The sequence below is a fragment of the Pseudomonas brassicacearum genome (genome assembly GCF_003732225.1).
Classification (GTDB): domain Bacteria; phylum Pseudomonadota; class Gammaproteobacteria; order Pseudomonadales; family Pseudomonadaceae; genus Aquipseudomonas; species Aquipseudomonas brassicacearum_E.
This window is the reverse complement of the sequence record NZ_MOBJ01000006.1, coordinates 255,699-275,005: the sequence shown is the minus strand read 5'-3', so window position 1 is coordinate 275,005 and position 19,307 is coordinate 255,699. Positions and strand designations below refer to the sequence as shown.

12 protein-coding genes are annotated in these 19,307 nt (G+C 59.1%); 3 read left to right on the top strand and 9 right to left on the bottom strand.

The features are described from left to right. Nucleotides 1-46: 46 nt before the first annotated feature. The 7 genes from BK659_RS08045 to BK659_RS08015 all read right to left on the bottom strand — a co-directional run bounded on the left by BK659_RS08045 (nucleotide 47) and on the right by BK659_RS08015 (nucleotide 7,927). Entirely contained in the window at nucleotides 47-1,030 is a 984-nt protein-coding gene (locus BK659_RS08045) for a siderophore ABC transporter substrate-binding protein (RefSeq protein WP_123424551.1), read from the bottom strand. Beyond that, nucleotides 1,027-1,809 carry an iron ABC transporter ATP-binding protein gene (locus BK659_RS08040; protein ID WP_123424550.1) on the bottom strand — a complete coding sequence of 261 codons (783 nt, stop codon included), beginning with the start codon at nucleotides 1,807-1,809 and terminating at the stop codon, nucleotides 1,027-1,029. The genes BK659_RS08045 and BK659_RS08040 overlap by 4 nt, the downstream gene beginning before the upstream one ends. Beyond that, nucleotides 1,806-2,756: an iron chelate uptake ABC transporter family permease subunit gene (locus tag BK659_RS08035; RefSeq protein ID WP_123424549.1), complete on the bottom strand. Its 951-nt coding sequence runs from the start codon at nucleotides 2,754-2,756 to the stop codon at nucleotides 1,806-1,808. The genes BK659_RS08040 and BK659_RS08035 overlap by 4 nt, the downstream gene beginning before the upstream one ends. Continuing rightward, entirely contained in the window at nucleotides 2,753-3,697 is a 945-nt protein-coding gene (locus BK659_RS08030; protein WP_123424548.1) for an ABC transporter permease, read from the bottom strand. The genes BK659_RS08035 and BK659_RS08030 overlap by 4 nt, the downstream gene beginning before the upstream one ends. Next, entirely contained in the window at nucleotides 3,694-5,463 is a 1,770-nt protein-coding gene (locus BK659_RS08025; RefSeq protein ID WP_123424547.1) for an ABC transporter ATP-binding protein, read from the bottom strand. The genes BK659_RS08030 and BK659_RS08025 overlap by 4 nt, the downstream gene beginning before the upstream one ends. Next, nucleotides 5,457-7,247 (bottom strand): ABC transporter ATP-binding protein, encoded by a 1,791-nt coding sequence (locus tag BK659_RS08020; RefSeq protein ID WP_123424546.1) that lies wholly within the window; start codon nucleotides 7,245-7,247, stop codon nucleotides 5,457-5,459. Before BK659_RS08020 ends, BK659_RS08025 begins: the two co-directional genes overlap by 7 nt. A 161-nt stretch (nucleotides 7,248-7,408) precedes the next feature. Continuing rightward, nucleotides 7,409-7,927: a sigma-70 family RNA polymerase sigma factor gene (locus BK659_RS08015; RefSeq protein WP_123424545.1), complete on the bottom strand. Its 519-nt coding sequence runs from the start codon at nucleotides 7,925-7,927 to the stop codon at nucleotides 7,409-7,411. Between the two features lie 229 nt (nucleotides 7,928-8,156). On the opposite strand from BK659_RS08015, the gene BK659_RS08010 reads away from it, so the two are divergent. Beyond that, a complete protein-coding gene (locus tag BK659_RS08010; protein ID WP_123424544.1) occupies nucleotides 8,157-10,325 on the top strand; it encodes a condensation domain-containing protein in 2,169 nt (722 codons plus the stop codon). Nucleotides 10,326-10,383: 58 nt separating this feature from the next. On the opposite strand, the gene basC is transcribed toward BK659_RS08010, so the two are convergent. Together basC and BK659_RS08000 are read right to left on the bottom strand one after the other, a co-directional pair. Then, complete coding sequence (basC, locus tag BK659_RS08005) at nucleotides 10,384-11,703, bottom strand: putative histamine N-monooxygenase (protein WP_123424543.1); 1,320 nt, start codon at nucleotides 11,701-11,703, stop codon at nucleotides 10,384-10,386. 82 nt (nucleotides 11,704-11,785) lie between these two features. Next, a complete protein-coding gene (locus BK659_RS08000; RefSeq protein WP_123424542.1) occupies nucleotides 11,786-16,144 on the bottom strand; it encodes an amino acid adenylation domain-containing protein in 4,359 nt (1,452 codons plus the stop codon). Between the two features lie 114 nt (nucleotides 16,145-16,258). On the opposite strand from BK659_RS08000, the gene BK659_RS07995 reads away from it, so the two are divergent. Beyond that, complete coding sequence (locus BK659_RS07995) at nucleotides 16,259-17,434, top strand: isochorismate synthase (protein WP_123424541.1); 1,176 nt, start codon at nucleotides 16,259-16,261, stop codon at nucleotides 17,432-17,434. Nucleotides 17,435-17,460: 26 nt separating this feature from the next. Continuing rightward, a complete protein-coding gene (locus tag BK659_RS07990; protein WP_123424540.1) occupies nucleotides 17,461-19,296 on the top strand; it encodes a (2,3-dihydroxybenzoyl)adenylate synthase in 1,836 nt (611 codons plus the stop codon). Nucleotides 19,297-19,307 lie beyond the last annotated feature (11 nt).

The window sequence follows — 19,307 nt, the reverse complement described above, 5'->3', positions numbered from 1 at the left end:
GCCTGAACAGGACCAGCCCTTTGTGCTGCAGATACACGTCACGACGTCAGCCCTTGTAGCCCTGAACCACCTCGTCAGCCATTCGATTGAGACAGGTCACGCTGGCGGTACACAGATACCAGGTCTGAGCATCGACAAAGATTACACGGCCGTTGTTCCAGGCCTTGGTCTTGCGCAGCAGCGGGTTATCCAGGCTCTTGATGTCCAGTGCCGGACGATGCTCCATCACCGCGGTGCGGTCGATGACATAGAGAATGTCGGGATCGGCCTGCTGGATAAACTCATTGGAAATCGGCTGTCCATGCAAACCGGCTTCGATGTCAGTACTGGCCGGTTTCACGCCCAAGGTGTCGAAGATAAAGCCGTAGCGCGACTTCACGCCGTAGGAGGTGAAGGCGCCGTTGTTATGCAGCACGATCAAGGCTTTCTCCGGACGTCCTTCGGTGACACGGCGGGTCTGTTCCACCTTGGCTTCCATTTCTGCGACTTTCTGGCGGGCCAGTTCCTCTTTGCCGAGGATGCGTCCCAAGAGGGTCAAATGCGCCTTGGCTGTGCTGATGATATTGCCTTGTTTGTTGGTCAGGTCCACGTCGTCGTAGACGGTCGGGGCGATCTGGCTGAGTTCCTTATAGCTTTGTGCCTGGAGCGGAGAGATCAGAATCAGGTCGGGCTTGAGCGCATGCAACCGCTCGAGATTGGGCTGAACAGTCGCTCCTACATCCATAACATTCGAGTCGTCACGGTATTTAGTGAGAAAGCTGGTGACGTAGTCCTTGGCGATGCCCACCACCGGTGCCCCCAACTGATCGAGTGTATCGAGCTCGCTCATATCGAAAGCCACTACGCGCTCGGGTAGTTTGGTCACCACGGTTGTGCCCAGAGGATGCTCGATCTTGACCGGTTCGTAGTGCGCCTGCGCACTCACTGGCGGGGTGGCCTCTGCCGCCGGCTTGTCACATCCCTGCAGCCCGGCCGCTACGGCCATTGCCAGTAGCACTCCACAGAGTTTTTTCGGGTGATCAGTGCTCATATCAGTTCCCTTGAAGGTGACGGGTTGAAGTAGTTGCAGACGAACCCTTGTTCGCTCTGCAGGATTTCGAAATCCAGACCAAAAAGTTCGCGCAGGTGCGCCTCGGTAACAACCTCCGCGACCGGGCCGTGGCAGTGAATTCCCCCGCCTTTCATGGCAACGATATGATCGGAATAGTTGGCCGCGAAGTTGATGTCATGGACCACCAGGATCACTGTGCGGCCTTGCTCATCACACAAGCGACGCAAGGCACGCATGATTTGTACGCCATGCTTCATGTCGAGGTTGTTGAGCGGCTCGTCCAGCAACAGGTAATCCGTTTGCTGGGCAATGGTCATCGCCAGGAACGCCATCTGCCGTTGTCCGCCGCTGAGCTCGTCAATGTAGGAGAGGCGCAGGGACTGCAAGGACAAGAACTCGATGGCCTCATCGATAACCTCGCGATCCTCGGCGGTAAGCGCTCCACGACTGTAAGGGAAGCGCCCGAAGGCTACCAATTCCTCGACGGTCAGGCGCAGGCTGAAATCCGGGGACTGGCGCAAGGTGGCCACGCGCTTGGCATAGTCGCGAACGGGCACATCCAGAATGCTGCGCCCGCCAATCAGAACGTCGCCCCGGGTCGGCGCCAGCAGGCGTGCGATCAACATCAGCAGCGTGGTCTTGCCCGCCCCGTTTGGACCGATCAGCGACGTGACCTGCCCCGGTGGAAACCGGACGCTGACGTCACTAAGGACATGCTTGGTGCCATAGGCCTTGTAAACGTGATTGAGGGAGATCATGGGGTGCCTCGGGTTCGAATCATCAGCGCGAGGAAATACACACCACACACCAGGTTGACGAGAATGCTGACGGAGGTGTTGTAGTTGAATATCTGCTCGACCAGGTATTGGGCGACAATGAAAATGCCAATGGCGATGGCGCAACTCATGGGCAACGTGACCCGGTGCCGAGCGGTTCGGGCAAGCGCATATGAGATGTTCGCAACGAACACTCCCATGAATGCCGTCGGCCCGACGAGGCTCGTCGAGATCGCCACCAGAATTGCAATAAGTGCCAGTTGAAGTCGCACGCTGCGCAGGTAATCGACCCCCAGGGAAATGGCTTGGTCACGTCCCAGGGAAAGCACATCGAGCACCGGCAGGGTTCGTTGGGCGATGCCGCACACCGCCGCGACCAGCACGCCCGAATAGATCACTTGCCCAGGTTGCGCCTTGTTGAAGGAGGCGTAGTTGAACCCTTGGAAAATCGAGAATTCTCCGGGGCTGATCTTCAGCTGGATAAATTGGGTAAACGTCCCCATCACCATGCTCAGTACCAGTCCCAACAGGAGCAGCAGGTATACGTTGTTGCTCCCGTCTCGGAACAGCCAACGGTGAATAAGCCATGAATAGCCGAGCATCAGCAGGACCGACAACAGGACGTTACCGTCACGCCCCAGCAACACCAGGCTCTGGGTGCCCAGCACCAGAATCAGTAGTGCCTGGAACAGCAGGTAGATCGCCTCATACCCCATGATCGCCGGCGTCAGTATCCGGTTGCCGGCGATGGTCTGGAAAATCACCGACGAATAGGCAATGCACACCCCGGCAATGCACATCGCCGCCAAACGGGTGAGTCGCTTGGGAATGACGTAGTCGAAGTCGAAGCCGGCCCCTAACAACAGGAACGCGATCGCCAGCGCCAGAACCAGCAGCCAGAGACCATAACGGGTAGCCACGCGCCTCATGTGTACTTCCTGATCAGCAGCACGAGAAATAACAGGCCGCCCACACTGCCGGCGGTGAGACCGATAGGCACTTCGAAGGGGTAGATCAGCAGGCGGCCGAGGATATCGCAGGCCAATAACAACGACGCGCCACACAAGGCGACGATGGGCAATGTTCGCTCCAGGTTTTCTCCGTAGTGCAGCGCCACCAGGTTGGGAATCACCAGCCCGACAAAGGGGATCGCCCCCACGGTGATGACCGTGGCGGAAACGGTGACCGCGACGAGCATCAGACCTAGCGCCGCATTGGCTGCGTAGTTCAAGCCCAGACTGCTGGCCATGCCCTCACCCATCCCCAGTACGGTAAACCGGTGCGCATAAAGGTAGGTGAGCACGACGATCGGCAGGATCAGATAGATGATTTCGTAATTGCCCTGCACGATTTTGGAGAAGTCACCGAGCATCCAACCCTGCATGCTCTGCAAGATGTTGTGACGGTAGGCGTAGAACTCGGCGACGGCGCTCAATACGCTGCCATACATCAGACCTATGACCGGAACCATCACCGTGTTCTTGAACTTGATACGGCGGATGATCGCGACATAGATCAGGCTCGCGGCAAAACAGAACGCCAGGGCAAACAGCATCCTGCCGGCAGCACCAACGGCGGGGGCTACCGTCAGTGAAATCAGAATGCCCAGCTTTGCAGCATCCAGTCCACCGGACGTGGCGGGCTCGACGAACCGGTTACGCACAATCTGCTGCAGGATCACGCCGCAGACGGCCAGCCCTACCCCGGTGAGTATCAGGGCCGCGAGACGCGGAAGGCGGCTGGCGGTCAGTGTCAGCCAGGCATCATCGGAAAATGTGAAAAGTGCTGTCCAGGAGACCTGTTTGACTCCCACCATCAGCGAAAGGCAACAGAGCACGACAAACAGGATCAGTAAGGCTGCACGACTCAAGAATCACCCTCACTGCCAAACGCCCCGGCAATGCGCCAGCCCTTTGCCGCCCGGCGCTGGGCGAGAAAGTGCGCGTAGAGCCCTGGCTTGGCACTCAATTGCGCGTGGGAACCTTGCTCGCTGATCTGGCCATTATCGAGCACCAGAATCTGGTCGGCCATGGCCACCGTCGAGAGCTGGTGCGCGATGACGATCAGCGTACGAGTACCACGCAAGCGTGCCAGTGCCTCAGCAATAGCGGCCTGGTTCTCGGCATCGAGCGCAGCAGTGGCCTCATCGACCAACAGAATCGGTGCATCCTTGATCAGCGCACGGGCGATGGAAATCCGCTGACGCTCGCCGCCGGACAGTCGGGCGCCGCCCTCGCCTACTGGTGTATCCAGGCCTTGAGGCAGTCGTTCGACGATCTCCACGACGCCGGCTTGTCTTGCCGCTTCCATCACCTGGGCATCGCTGGCATCGGGTTTGCCGATGCGGATGTTATCGGCGATGCTGCCCTGGAACAGGTAAGCATCCTGGAAGATCTGACTGATCTGGCCGGCCAGTTGCTCGCCGGACATCTGGCGAACATCCACGCCGCCCACGATCACACTGCCTTGAGTCACGTCGAAGAAACGCGCGATCAGCCTCACCAGCGTGGTCTTGCCCGAGCCGGAAGCGCCGACCAGAGCGGTCATGCTGCCCGGCTCGATACGCAGGCTGACATCCCGTAATACATCAGCCTGGTCCTCGGCATAACAAAAGCTCACGTTGCGCAGTTCGACGGACCCATCGACGGGTGCCTGTGGCGTCTGCGGCTCAGGCAGCGGCTTGACCGCAAAGATCTCACGCACGGCTCCCAACTGGCCACGCGCGCCACGCAGCACCTCGCTATAGCCAGCCACTTCCAGCAACGGATCGATAAAGCGGCTGACCAGCAGCAGTGCAACAATGACTGCAATGACCGACCCCGCCTCCAGGCTTGCGCCCAACAACTCACCGAGCCATAGCGTGGCGGCCACCAGCAAGGCTGCGAAGCTCGCCTGTACCGCCCAGGCATTGAACACCACCGACATCGCCGAGACGTGAATCAACCGTCTCGCGGAGTGCTGCTGGCGCCCGATGGCCTGTTCAAGAAACTGAGTACCACCGTCCTCGCCATTGAACGCCCGCAGCACCGCTTGCGCCTGGGCGAACTCGACCATGCGCTGGCTGGTGTGGGCAGCGTTGTGCTGGAAGTCCTGGTCTGCACGCTGCCCCAAGCGAGCGGTCAACACAAAGACACCCAACAGGATCGGCAGCGTCACCAGCGTGATCAGGCCCATCTGCCAGTGCAAGGCGAACAGTGCAATCAGGATCACTACCGGCGTGACCACGCCTGTCATCAGCGGCGTGAAAACGTGGGCGGGAAGCTGAGCCATTTCCATCATGCCCTGGGACGCGACATGGCTTAGCCGCGCGGTGTTTTGTGCGGTGAACCAACCCACCGGCAAACGCGCCACATGGTCGCCGAGCCGATGGCGGCCCCGCTGGAGGACGGCGATGCCTACACGGATACCGGCTTTCTCCACTGTGCGTCGTAGCGCCCAGCAAATCACCACGCCGATCACCAGCGCGATCAACCATTGCCCCGCTGCGCGCGTTTCACTGCCCAGCAGGCTGGTGAGTATCGGCACCAAGGTGACAATCGTCAGCCCGCAGAGCAGGCCGTAGACCAGCGTCATATAGAGATAGCGCCGCAGCACCGGGGCATCTTCACCCAACAGTTGAATAAAGGTTCTCAGCATGCCGACACCGCCTGTTCCTTGGCCTGTTCGTAGCCGCCCAGTGCCCACAGTCGGGCGTAGCGGCCTTTGCGGGCGAGCAGCTCGTGATGACGTCCCTGCTCACAAATCGTACCGTTGTCGATCAGAATGATCTGGTCGGCGTGCATCACCGTATCGAGCCGGTGAGCGATCACCATCAAGGTGCGGCCCTGGGCGAATCGCGATAGCGCTTGCTGGAGCTTCACCTCGTTCTCGGCATCGGCTGCCGCCGTGGCTTCATCAAGCACCAGCACCGGCGGGTCCAGCAACACGGCGCGGGCGATACTCACGCGCTGTAACTCGCCGCCGGAGAGCTGCACATCCTCACCGATCACCGAGTCATAACCCCGCGGCAAGGCGAGGATGCGCTCGTGAATATTCGCGGTGCGCGCTGCGTCTTCGATTTCCTGCTGGCTGGCCGATGGCCTGCCCAAGGCAATGTTGTCGCGAAGGCTGGCATGGATAAGACGCACTTCCTGCAACACAAAACCGATGCGCCGGTACAACTGCGCGCTCTCGATCTGCCTGATGTCGACGCCGCCCAGGGTAATGCGCCCTTCAGTCGGATCGAAGAAGCGCAGCAGCAGGCGTGCCAATGTCGACTTACCGGAGCCGGAAGCACCGACAATCGCCGTCACCGTGCCGGGCTTGAGGGTGAAGCCAATGTCCTTGAGCACCGGGTTCTGGCCGTCGTAGCTATAGCCGAGTTGCTCGACGCGAATCTCGGCATTTTCGGGCAACTGCCGGGATTCGCCCGCCAGGGTTTCCAGTACCGGCGTTTCCAGCAGCGTATGCACACGCTGGGCAGCGGCGGTAGCATTGTTCAGGTCGTGGGTGATGTAGCTCAACAGCAGCAGTGGCGCACAGATACCCGGCGCCACCAAGGCGAAAGGCAAGACTTCTACCGGGGTGATCCAGCCCAGGCTCACCAGCAAAGTGCCAAAGGCCAGCACCACCCCGAGTACCGCAACCGGGGTAATCATTGCATGGGCGTTGGCCATCGCGCTGACCAGCGGCCGTGTGAAGTCGGTGAACGCCTCGGCGAAGGCATCCACCGCTTCCCGGTAACTGCCATGGGCCTTGCCCTCGACACCAAAGGCCTTGACCACGGGAATGCCGTTGACGAACTCAACCACTGCGTTGTTGATACGTGCCATACCGGCGCCGAACGATTGCATGTTCGCCCCACTGGCCTTGGTCGCCCTGGAGAAAAACAGGAAAAACAGCGGGAATGGCAGCAGGGAGACAATCGCCATGCGCCAGTCCATGGCAAACAGGTACAGGATGGCGATGAGGATCGCACCAACGGTACGGCCCAGCGTGGTAAAGAAATGCGCAGTCAGGCCGTGCAGCGTACCGATGTCATCCTGCATTGCCTGTTTGACTTCACCCGAAGCCCGACTGGTAAACCAACCCAGCGGTACCTTGGCCAGTCGACGAGTAATCGCCAAACGCAAATGGCCGGTGATGTGATTGTCGGCCAGGTGCGCGACCATCTCGCCCACCGAAATCAACGTCATGCCGAGGAACAGGCACACCAGGCTGACGCTGACAACCCGCCAGACCTGATTCTGCATCTGGACCCAGCCGGTAGCGACCTCGGCCTGCCCCATCGAGAACTGTGCGATATGGGCGATGCCGGCCAGTGGCACCATCGTCAGCATGGTCCCGATGGCGGCCAGTACCGCGGCGACAATCAGCCGGCCGCGTACGGGTCTCAGTATCCGAGATACCGAGCCGGCGGCGGGTTTGTCTTTAACACTCATGAGCTCTCCTGAATAACCACTGCCGGCAGCCTGAAGGCATGCCTGACTTCCTTTGTGTTCGAGCGTTTTGCGCGTTGCGTACCTTGTATTCCGAACGGCGACGCAAAATCCTCAATCGAAATACCGATTAATCCGTTCGCCGCGGTGAACCGAACGACCGATCACAGGCCCGCCCCTGATGCGAATGGGTGACAGGCCCGAAGGCCCGCAGCGATGTATTTCTCGACGGAGGACACCGACACCTTCAACTCGGCCGCGATATCCCGGTGACCCATGCCATGCAACTTGCACAGCAGCAACGCTTCGCGGGCCTTGAGTGGCTTGTTATGCAAGGCAACATCGATCTGAGACAGGGCCTCCGATGCCAGCGCGCGAACCTCTTCCGATGGCACCAGAGGCTCGGCTTGCTGCATCAGCCCTTCCAGATGGCTGGCCTCAAGATGCCGGCGGCGATACAGATCTATCACCATTCCTTTGGCGATTTGAGTCAGATGACTGCGTGAGTTCTCGGTCGAGGGAACCTGGCCCTTCCTGATGAGGTTGAGATAGACATCATGGGCGAGATCCGCGGCATCCACCGAATTGCCCAGCTTGCGACGCAACAAACTGCACAACCAGCGGTGATGGTCGACATACAGCTTTTCAAATTGCTCCCTGGACGCGAACGCTCCGTTGTCCACAACACCTCTCCTGAGACGATGGCTTTCGCGATCAGATTTTGACTAATGCGAATAGGTATGATTATTATTTGTCATCATACGGTGTTCATAGAGCCCCTGCAATGCGACCTCGTTGCAACTCCTTTGACGCCCGAGATTCCGGGCGTTACACCAGACCGAGGATCGGTCTGTCGGCACTCGGTGCCACCTCTACTTCTTACTGTTCAGTTTGATAAGGCGGGAAATTTCCATGATGGAACTCAGTCCAGATTCGTTACCGAAGCTATCTGTCAACGGTCACGAGGAACATATCTGGCTCTTGCAGCAGCAATACCCCGAACGCATCCTCAAACACCTCTGCGCCTGGCGGCTCGACGCTGATGTCGATCTTTCGAGGCTTGAGTTGGCGATCAAGGCCGTCATCGAAACACTGCCCGATCTGAATGCACGTTATCAATTCAACGACGACGGCGAGGTGGACAAAGTCCACGCCAGTGACTGGAAATCCTGCGTCGAACTCATTCGTTCACACTCCGACGCCGAAGCCACCGAGCAATTGCTCTCGCGGCAAGCGGCATCGTGGGATGCGCAAAGCCAGCCGCCATTCAAGGCGCTGATGATTCAAACCAGGCAGAACGTTATCCTGGCGTTCGTGATCCATCAGATCCTCGACCAGACCTGCCAGGAGATCGACCTGTATCGCGGGGTCCTGAACGCCTATGTCGGTCACTCGACCAGCGACACCCCCTGGTTGCACCGTCAGGCAGATGGCAAGGTTGCGGCGCCAGCAGCCAGTGCAGACAACGCCTGGCCAGTGGCCAACAGCAGTGAAGTGGCGACGATTATCCTTGGCGAATTCCGTGGTGCCCTGGCCGAGCCCGACATGCAACTTACGGATGACTTCTTTGATTTCGGCGGCCACTCCCTGCTGGCCACCCGCATCATTGGCAAGCTGTTGAGCAATCACGGCATTGAAGTCCAGTTCAATGACTTTTTCAGCGCCCCTACGGCCGAGGCCCTGGCATCGCGAGCCCACGTCATCGCGCAAAACAACCCGGCAGCGTCTGCCGCAGGCCTGCCGCAAGACGTGCAGCGGGCACCTTTCGCGCTGGCCCAGGCCTCCCTCGGGCGGGCCTATGTCGCCTATGAGTTCGGGACGATTTTCAACCTGCCCTTTGCCTTGGACTTCCTCGATAACGTGGATGAAGCGCTGTTCGAGCAAGCCTTCAGCGACCTGCTGAAACGCCATGCCAGCCTGCGCACGACCTTCCACTTCCAGGAGGATGAGGCGTACCAGCAAATCGTGCCGATCGCTCAACTGTCCCACTACAAATGGTTCTGGCCTAGCAGTGAAAGCCAAGGGGCAACGCTGGAAAGCGAAGCCTCCTATCAGTTCGACCTGGCCCGCGAACTGCCCCTCAGGGTTCGCTTCATGTACGACTCGCAGCGCAAGCGCCAAACCCTGTCTTTGCTGATCCATCACATGGCCATTGATGAATGGTCGCTCAACGTCATGATGGAAGAACTGGCCCAGGCCTACCTCGCCCGTGCCGCCGACAAAGCGCCGACCTGGGAAGCGCCTGCACGCTCTTTCCACGAATTCGCCGTGCAAGAGCAAAGTACCGGCGTCAATCAGAAGCATCTCGACTATTGGACGAGCCTGTTGCGTGATGCAACCCGCGGCTTGACACTGCCCTCCTCTGATCATCAGGCGAGCGCGCGTGCCAAAGCCGTTTCGACGAAAGCTCAATGGTTCGAAATCAAACCCGACCAGGACCTCACCGATAACCTGTATACCTTCGCCAGACAGAACAACTCGTCACTGTTCGGCGTGGTCTACACGGCCATTGCGCTGTCCCTGCATAAACTCGGTGACTTGCAGGATCTGGTGATCGGCACATCGGCTTCCGGGCGAACCGACCCCGGGTTTTACGAGACGGTTGGTTACTTCACCACCATGGTGGCGCACCGGGTGCAGTTCGATCCTCAGCAGGCAGTGGGCACGCTGATCGAAAACGTCACCCACTTGATCAATGACTCCATGGCTTATGCCGATGTGCCGATGGAGTCGATTCAACAGGCCTTGGGCATGACGGCTGCGGACGGCCTGCTGTTCGACGTCTATATCCAGATTCATGCCAACAACGCATTGAACGGCACCCTGAGCACGCCAGACGCAGGAACGATCCGCTACCGACAGATTGACCCGGACAAGAGCCAATCGATGTTCGGTATTCAGTTCGAGATCATGGAAAACCTGATCGACGGCAAACGCTCACTGCGCCTGGTGATCACCTATCGTTCGGATCGTTACAGCGCCGAACAGATGGCACGCCTCAGCGCAATGATCGATCACGTGTTCGCACTCTTCACAACGCCAGAGGCAGCCGGCATCGCCCTGAATCAAATCCGCGTATAACCCTCAATCAGGGTCTTGGTAACGCCCAAAGCGTTAACAAGACCCTGCACATCAAGCTCTACGCCTCATGCATCCCGTAGCGCTGGAACGACGAGCGCTTGGGCAAGCGGTAGTGCGTTCGACCGAGTAACCGGTTGGCAATCGTCGCATTGCGAATGGCAGCTATCCCGAGATCCGGCGAACCAACACCATGCTGGAAGATCTCCGCGTTCTGCACGAAAATACGGCCCGTGCCGTCGTCGCAGCGGCGCGCTGTAAAATCTTCCTGGACGATACAGTCGCCGTATTCATCGGTTTCAAGCACAGCGCCTTTGAGCCGTTCAAACCACTGCGGCCAGGCATGCCCGTATCCCGTCGCCGCAACAATGGCATCTGCCTCGAGGGTACTGGTCTGATCCAGTTCACGGTGCCGGTAGGCAATTCGCAGCGTGCCGTCGACATCCTCCACGGTCTCGACCTCGCAGTTGGAAAGCAACGTCAGACCTGTATCAGCGCCGCCAATCGAGCGTTCGTAGATCAGGTCGTAGATCTCGGCAATGGTCGAAAAACTGATGCCCTTGTACAGCAACCCCTGCCCTGCAACGATGTCTCGGCGACGCTCCCGTGGAATACTGTGGAAGTACTCCATATAGGATGGCGTAAAGCACTCCTGCCCAAGTTTTGAATACTCCATGGGATGGAAGCCCGGCGAACGCGTGATCCAGCGAATCGAAGCGCCGGCCGCGATCCGCTCGGGGGTCAACTCGTTGAACAATGCCAGCACGCACTCCGCCGCACTCTGCCCGGAGCCAATGACCGTGACCCGCCGGCACTGCGCCAACTGCTCCCGTCTTTTACCGAACTCCGCCGAATGCATGACCGGCGCCGTGCTCTTCAGCTGGGCCCATTTCGGCAACAGCGGCACGGTGCCGACGCCTATCGCCAGGTCCCGGCTGTAGTAATGGCGTTTGAAGCCGGACACGGACTGGCTTTCAATCAGGAATCGGTCAACGCTCGCGTCATAGCTCACATCACAGATGTCTTCGCCGAAGTGGCAGGCGGGCAACTGCTGCGACGCCCATCGGCAGTAATGGTCGTACTCGCGCCGTGGCACCTGAAAGTTCTCGTAGTAATAGAACGGGTACAGGCGATCATGCTGATGCAGGTAGTTCAGATAACTCAGTGGATGCGTGGGATCCGCCATCGTCACCAGGTCCGCGAGGAACGGAACCTGAAGCGTCGTGCCTGGCAAGAGAAGCCCTTCATGCCAGCGAAACTCCGCTTTGCGATCGAGGAAAATACCCGTCACGCCCGGGTGTCTGGACAGTAATGCAGCCAACCCGAGGTTAAAGGGCCCAATGCCAACACCGGCAATATCTACAGTGGGTATATCCGTCATCCGATCCATCTCCCTAAGGACTGCTGTTTGGGTAGAAGGGAGCACACTCTGTGGTGCCCCTCTCCATTCATTTCAATAGTATTCAGAGGCGCGCCACGAGCAGCCGTTCAACGTCTTGTGCATTGCGGCAACGCAGCAATTGCCCGAGTGAAAGCGCCACCGAAAAGTCTTCCTGGAACCGCGCCGAAATGGCTTTCAAATGCTGGGGACGCAACCCCAGGCTGATGAAATCCACCGCGTCATTGACCCCGTCTTCCAACGGGCGGCCCAGTACACTCAGGTAGATGTCCAGCACCTTGTTTCTCTTGGTCGACACGCTCCTGGCGGCAGGCTCGGCCACTTCATTCGCCGGCGCAGTGAGCAGGCTGCGGGCACGCTGGCGATCAGGCTTGCCGTTTTGCGACAGCGGCAACTCATCCACGCTCAAGAACCGCGTGGGTACATGGGAATGCGGCAGATGTTGGCGGGCATAGTTGCGCAACTCGGTTGCCGTCAGCTCTGCGGTACCCTGCTGGCCGACATACAGCGCACCGATGCAAACCTCACCTCGACGCTGCTCGCCATAATCCACGACCAGCACGTGCCTGACCGATGGGTGATTGATCAGTTCGATCTCGATATCCGGGAGCGACACCCGTACACCGCGAACCTTCACATAGCCGTTGACCCGACTGTCGAAGATCAAGGTGCCATCGCGACGGTAGCGACCACAGTCACCGGTGCGGAAAGCACGAACGGCCTGGCCATGTTCATCGCTGACGGTCACGAACTCGCTCTGTGTCAGCTCACCGTTTTCCAGGTACCCCAGTGCGAGATTGACACCCACCGTGTGAATTCGGCCGACAACGCCCGCCGGGCAATGCTCACCCTGTGAATCAAGGGCGAAGTAACGGTTACCGGGCAAGGGCCTTCCGTAGGGGATCAGCGCTCGGTCGTCAGCTGTGATTTCGTGCCAGATACTCCAGATGGTTGTCTCCGTCGGCCCCCCAAGGGAGATCAACCGAGAAACCGGCAGCAGCGCGCGCAGCTCGGCAATGACGGCGGGCTTGATGTAGTCACCGCCCTGCGCAATCAGGCGCAGGCTCTTCAGGTCATGAGTGGCGCGACAAGAAAGGAGCATCTCCAGGATGGCGGGCACCGAACACCACAATGTCACCTGATGCCGGGCAATCAACTGATTCCAGCGCACCGCATCCTTTTCCTCGCCCTGGCCAGGAAGTACCAGCGTCGCCCCCGCTGTCAGGCAGCCCAGCACGTCGAAAACCGACATGTCATGGTGAAGCGGGGTTACGGACATGAACACATCGCGCTCGGTCACTGCCCAGCGCTCAAGGGTGCTGCCGATGACATTGGCTGTGGCTCGGTTGCTCAGCACCACACATTTGGGCTTGCCGGTGGTGCCCGAGGTATAGAGGTAATAGGCCGGCGCTTCGCTTGACGACAGGTCCTCCATCACCGGTGGAACCTGGGCTTGCGCTGCCAGCAGCTCGTCGGGTGTCGCGTAAGGATGCTCGACAGGCTCACCCTGGGTGATCACCACCAGATCGGGTCGACAGTTTTCCAGCAGAAAAAGCCGTCGCTCCTCGGGCGCTGAAGCATCGATGGGGACCCAGATCAAGCCCGTCAGAGCACAGGCCAACGTCACCATCGTGTGCTCCGGGCTGCGCGGCAGGCATATGGCAACCACATTGCGCCGAGAAAGCCCACGCGCTTTCAACGCAGCGATCACCCGGCATACGCCGTCGCCAAGTTCGGCATAGCTGATTTGTCGGTCGCCGCTGATGAGGGCGATTCTGGCGTTGGTACGATCAAAAATATTGCTCGCGATCTGCCCGAGAAACGTTGCATGGCACGCATCAGTCACCGGGCTATTCAGCCGGTAGTGGCACCTGTCGATAATCGCCGGGGCATCAATGGCAAAAACTCCGTTTGCCGTGATCTGACTGATCGCCCTTTCGAAGGCACTCAAGATATCGCTGACCACAGCCGGATCGAGTACTTCGCGTGCATAGTCGATGTCGAACACCAAGGCACCCTCGGCGTTGGCCGAGAAGCGAATATCCATCGCCACCTGTGGTGTCTGGGTCAGTCCGCCACACAGGCTCATGGGACTGTCCGTCGGCGAGACCGGCCAGGAAAAACCGTTGGTGATCACCACGGGCAGGACGGGGCCTGGACCGTGGGATTCGAACAGCAATCGGGCAAGATCAACCCCTGAAAAGGCCAGATGCTGCAAACCTTCCAGCACATCGACTTGCAACCTGGTAGCCCGCTGCGCGAAACCGTCTGGATCGGAGTTCCAATTGACCGCGATAAAGCTTGAGCGATTGGCAAAGGCACCACCCGTTTGCGGAGCAACAGGCACCGCGACACACAATCCCCCCTCATCGACCCAGTGGGAAAGCACTTCCAGCACCAGCGCCATCAGGGTGGAGTTCTTGAACAGCCGTTGCCGCGCTCCCAGTTTGCAGAACGCGCTGAACGCCGCTTTGGGCACCAACAGGCTCTGTCGTTCATAGCGAGAAGCGCCCACCTGGTCCAGCGGGGTGATCCACGGCAAACGTGGAGCACCGCTCACGGAGGCGAGTTTGGCTTTCCAATAAGCCGCATCCGCCTTGCGTTGGCAGGCGAGATCCTCTGACTCGGAGGTAACCTCTGTGAGCGGTTCCTCGCCGACGACACCGTCGAACAGTTCAACCATGAGGGTTGCGATCGATCGCCCATCGAGGATCAATGCATCAAGGCGCACAAAAACGCTCAGCTGACCTTCCGGGAGCCGGAAGACCGTGACATTCCAGGGCGAGCGATCCAGTTCGAACAGCGCATGCGCATAAGTCTCACGACGCTCCTCAAGGTAGCCAAGCGCATCTTCTGGCGACAGAGCAGTGAGGTCGATTTCCTGCAGGTTTATCTGCACCTCATCACTGACAAACTGCACGAGTTTTTGCGCATCGATCCGTGTTCTCAGGCTTTCGTGGCGCTGGACCATCCCGGCCAAACGGCTTCGCAGCAGAGCAGGCTCCAAAGAGCCGCGGTACTCGCGAAACTCCTGCATGGCCACGCCGCCCAGCGGCATCTGCGCGCTGCGCCCAAGCAGATAGGCCTGCTGAAGAGCGGTCAGTGGCTTCTCGACCAGCGTGCGCTGAGAAAACGGTTGATCCAGGACAGCAGAGCAGACAGACGCCTCACGCACGACCGCCACGAAGCGATCGAACAGATCCGACACCCAGGCTTCCGGCAGAGCATCAAGACGAATGTCCCAATTGATCAATATGCCGCCATCGGCGCAGGCAATCTGCGCGTCGAGTGCAACCTGGGGTCCTTGGGAGATCACCCAGTTCATCGGCCCGAAGACACGCCGGACGCGCTCCGAGAGAAGATCGCCGCCCGGCATGTCCAGCGCTGCGGTAAACACCACCGGCGCCAGTTGCGGCGAACCATGATGGCGAGAAAGATCGCGCATCAGATTCACCCCGGGATAGGCGCAATGTTCGAGCAAATCGACCATCTTTTTCGCCATCTGCGTGCAAAGGGCTGCGAGGCTCCCGGCCGACTCGATATCCACATCGAGAATCAGCACGTTGGCAAAATCGCCGACTACCCGCTCGACTTCATCCACCAGTGGCGGACGCCAGAACGTGGGCACGTTGAGGCGGAATTTCCGGTCTCCTGTCTGCGCCCCGAGTACCGCCGCGAAAAGCCCCATCATCAAGGTCGACAGGGTCATTCTTCGCTCACGGGCCAGACGCTGTAACGCCTGACGCTCATCGGGGCCAAGCCATGTGCTTAATCGATGGCTGCGGGCTTGATCAGGCTGAACCTCGAGAAACGGCAATGTGGGCGCAGGAGCGACTTCAGCCAGGCGCTCACGCCACCAAATGCGGTCTCGTTCCCGGGCGACTTTGAGCGAGGTATCGGTACGCGCCTTGTCGTACCAATCGAAGAAAGAAGGCGTGTGTGGAACCGGTCCGTCGGGGTCATCATAAAACCGTGCGAGGTCTTCGATTAAGGTGCGGAAACTCGACGGGTCGATGGCGATCATGTCCGTATCGACGTGCAAGCGGAACTCATCGCCCGCCAGCAGGCTGACCGAGAAACGGACACCCGGGCAATGACCGAGATCAAGCTGCTGATGCGTCCATTCCTCACGCTTGCAGAGCAGATGCCGCGCCATTTCCAGCTCGGTCATCAGGCGTAGATCTTCGACTTCCAACTGCGGTGACTGGTCCATCGAAGCAATGGATTGCAGGCCATCTGCATTCAGCCGAACCCGCAGCATGGGATGCAGCAGACATACCCGTTCAAGTGCCTTGCGAAGCCGCTCCAGGTCGATGGAACGACCATCAAACTCGGCATAAAGATGAGCCGAAACTCTCCCTAAAGACGCATGAGCAGCGCGCCCGATCCAGCAGGCGGCTTGCATTGAAGTTAACTCTCTCATGGCTCACTCATGTGGTTGACAAATCTTAATGATTTACGTTCTTATTAAAAACGAAAATGATTATATTTCAAAATTTAATTTTTTTACCCATAGGCCACGGAGGCTTCCCCCCAAATGAGATCGGGCACCCTAAGAGCGAATGACACAGATGAGGTGCAAGCCATTGATGAAAAAGAGAGTTTTTCATTCACCTCGGGCGATAGAGAACTAATAGTCGCCGGGATGCTTCAGCGAATCGAAACACCTGCCATTGGCGGCGATAACGCCAATAGCCTGTTCCAGAAAACCGTAATGCAAGCCCTCGACCGGGCGCGCAAGGCCGGCCAGAGCAACCCGATAATCGTCGGCGCCATCCCCTTCGATCCTGCTGAAGCCTCTTGCCTCTACATCCCCGAACACGCCGAGTGGCAAGCACGAAGCGCCACCGTGCGGACAGGCGTCGAAACACTGCCTGAGCTGATCGAGCAAAAAAACATACCGGACGAGCAAGGCTTCAAACGCGCGGTAGAGCACGCAATCGTCAACTTCCGCCACAGTGACGTGCGCAAGGCCGTGCTCTCGGTGCAACGTGAGTTGGTGTTTGCGCAGGATGTGGATGTGGGCGCCATGCAGAACAATCTGCGGGCCCAGAATCAAAGCGGCTATCATTTCCGTGTACCCATGCCGGACGGCACTACGCTGATCGGCGTCAGCCCCGAGCTGCTCGTCCACAAGGACGGTCTGAACTTCGTTTCCAACCCGTTGGCAGGCTCGGCCAAACGCATGACCGATCCACAAGCGGACCGGCGCAACGCAGATTGGCTGTCAGCTTCGGAAAAGGATCACTACGAGCACCGCCTCGTGACCGAGGACATCGCCACTCAACTTGGGGAGCTGTGCACACAGCTGAATGTACCCCAGCGCCCTACCCTCATCAGCACGCCCGCACTTTGGCATCTCTCCACGCGTATCGAAGGCACATTGGCGGATCCGACAGTCTCGGCCTTGCAGCTTGCCTGCCGCCTGCATCCAACCCCTGCCGTCTGTGGGTTCCCCACCGAGCGCGCCCGGCGCCTGATCCGCTTCGTCGAACCCTTCGAGCGTGGCCTGTTCACCGGCATGGTTGGCTGGTGCGACGCCCAAGGCAATGGCGAGTGGGTGGTGACCATTCGCTGCGGCACCATCAAGCGCAACAGGGTCCGCCTGTTCGCCGGCGCCGGCATCGTCGAAGCCTCGAGCCCCGACTCCGAATGGACAGAAGTCCAGACCAAACTCGGCACCATGCTGCGCGCATGCGGTTTGGCCCACTAATACGAACTTTTTCAGTAGTGACAATCATGACTTTAGAATTCAATCACTGGCCCCTCGACAGAGCACAGAGCTATCGGGAAAAAGGCTACTGGATCGACAAACCACTCACACACATTCTCCAGGCACGCCGCCAGTCGCAACCTCACGCATCGGCGATCATTTGCGGTGATCGTCGTTTCAGCTATGCCGAGCTGGAGCAGCTGTCGTCCAACCTGGCTTCGCGTCTGGCGGCCAGCGGGCTTGGCAAAGGCGACACCGCCTTGGTGCAATTGCCCAATATTGCGGAGTTTTACATTGTCTTGTTCGCGCTGCTCAAGGCCGGGATTGCGCCCCTCAACGCGCTCTACAGCCATCGAAAACTGGAACTCAAGAGCTACGCCCTGCAAATCACGCCAAGGTTGCTGATCGCCTCTCGCGAGCATGAAGTCTTTCGCGACGACAGCTACATTGCAGACCTCAAGGAAGTGGGTTCCAGCCCTGAAATCACCCTGCTGCTGGGCGAACCGCGTCACGAAAACGACCTTGCCGCCTGGATCAAAACCCCAAGTGAGAGCCACGTGGACTTCTCCCCCAGCGAACCGGGTGAAGTAGCGCTATTCCAATTGTCGGGCGGCAGCACAGGCACCCCCAAACTCATCCCGCGTACCCATAACGACTATCACTACAACGCTCGGGCGAGTGCGCAAGTCTGCGAGCTCACACCACAAACGCGTTTTCTCTGCGCCCTGCCTGCGGCGCACAACTTCTTGCTCAGCTCGCCCGGCGCCTTGGGTGTCCTGTATGCCGGCGGCACTATCGTCATGGCTCCCAGCCCGGAACCGTTGACTTGCTTCTCGATCATTGCGCGCCATGAAGTGAATACCGTGGCCCTGGTTCCAAGTGCGGTTGCCTTGTGGTTGCAGGCCGCACCGGAGCACAAAGAGCAACTGCAATCGCTGGAATTCCTCCAGGTCGGCGGCGCCTGTTTCGCCGACTCGCTGGCACGCAAGGTTCCCGGCGTGCTCGGCTGCAAGTTGCAGCAGGTGTTCGGCATGGCCGAGGGCCTGATCAACTACACCCGCCTGGACGACTCCAACGAACAGATCTTCACCACTCAAGGCCGTCCGATCAGCCCGGATGACGAAATCAAAATTGTCGACGAACAAGGCATTCCCGTCCCGCACGGCGAGCCTGGCATGCTCGCCACTCGCGGTCCTTACACGTTCTGCGGGTATTACCGAAGCCCCGAACAGAATGCCCAGGCGTTTGACAATGAGGGTTACTACTATTCCGGCGACCTCGTTCAGCTCACACCGACAGGCGATTTGCGGGTCGTCGGCAGGGTCAAGGATCAGATCAACCGCGGTGGCGAAAAAGTCGCCTCGGAGGAAATCGAAAACCTCATCGTCCTCCACCCGGACGTGACCCACGCCGGCCTGGTAGCCATGCCCGACGACAGGCTGGGGGAAAAGAGCTGCGCCTTCGTCGTCTCCCGCAACCCCAATCTCAAACCACCCGCCTTGAGACGCCACTTGATGGAACTCGGCATCGCCGAATACAAACTGCCCGATCGCATCCGGCTCATCGAGACCATGCCGCTGACGGCCGTGGGCAAGATCGACAAAAAGCAACTACGCCAGCTCCTGGCGGCGGAAACCACCCGTGCCTGGTTACACACCCGCGTACTGCAACTTGTCGAGGACTGTGAAGACCTGGACCCAGAGGAAAACCTGATTTTCTACGGCCTCGATTCCTTGCAGGTGATGAAGCTCGCAGCGGAGCTCAAAGAACGCGGCATCGCTGTCAGCTTCGAAGAGCTGGCGGCCTCGCCCACGCTCGCCAGTTGGTGGTCGCTGGTAGACACGAAGCAAAAAGCCGCCTGACCAGGCAGCCT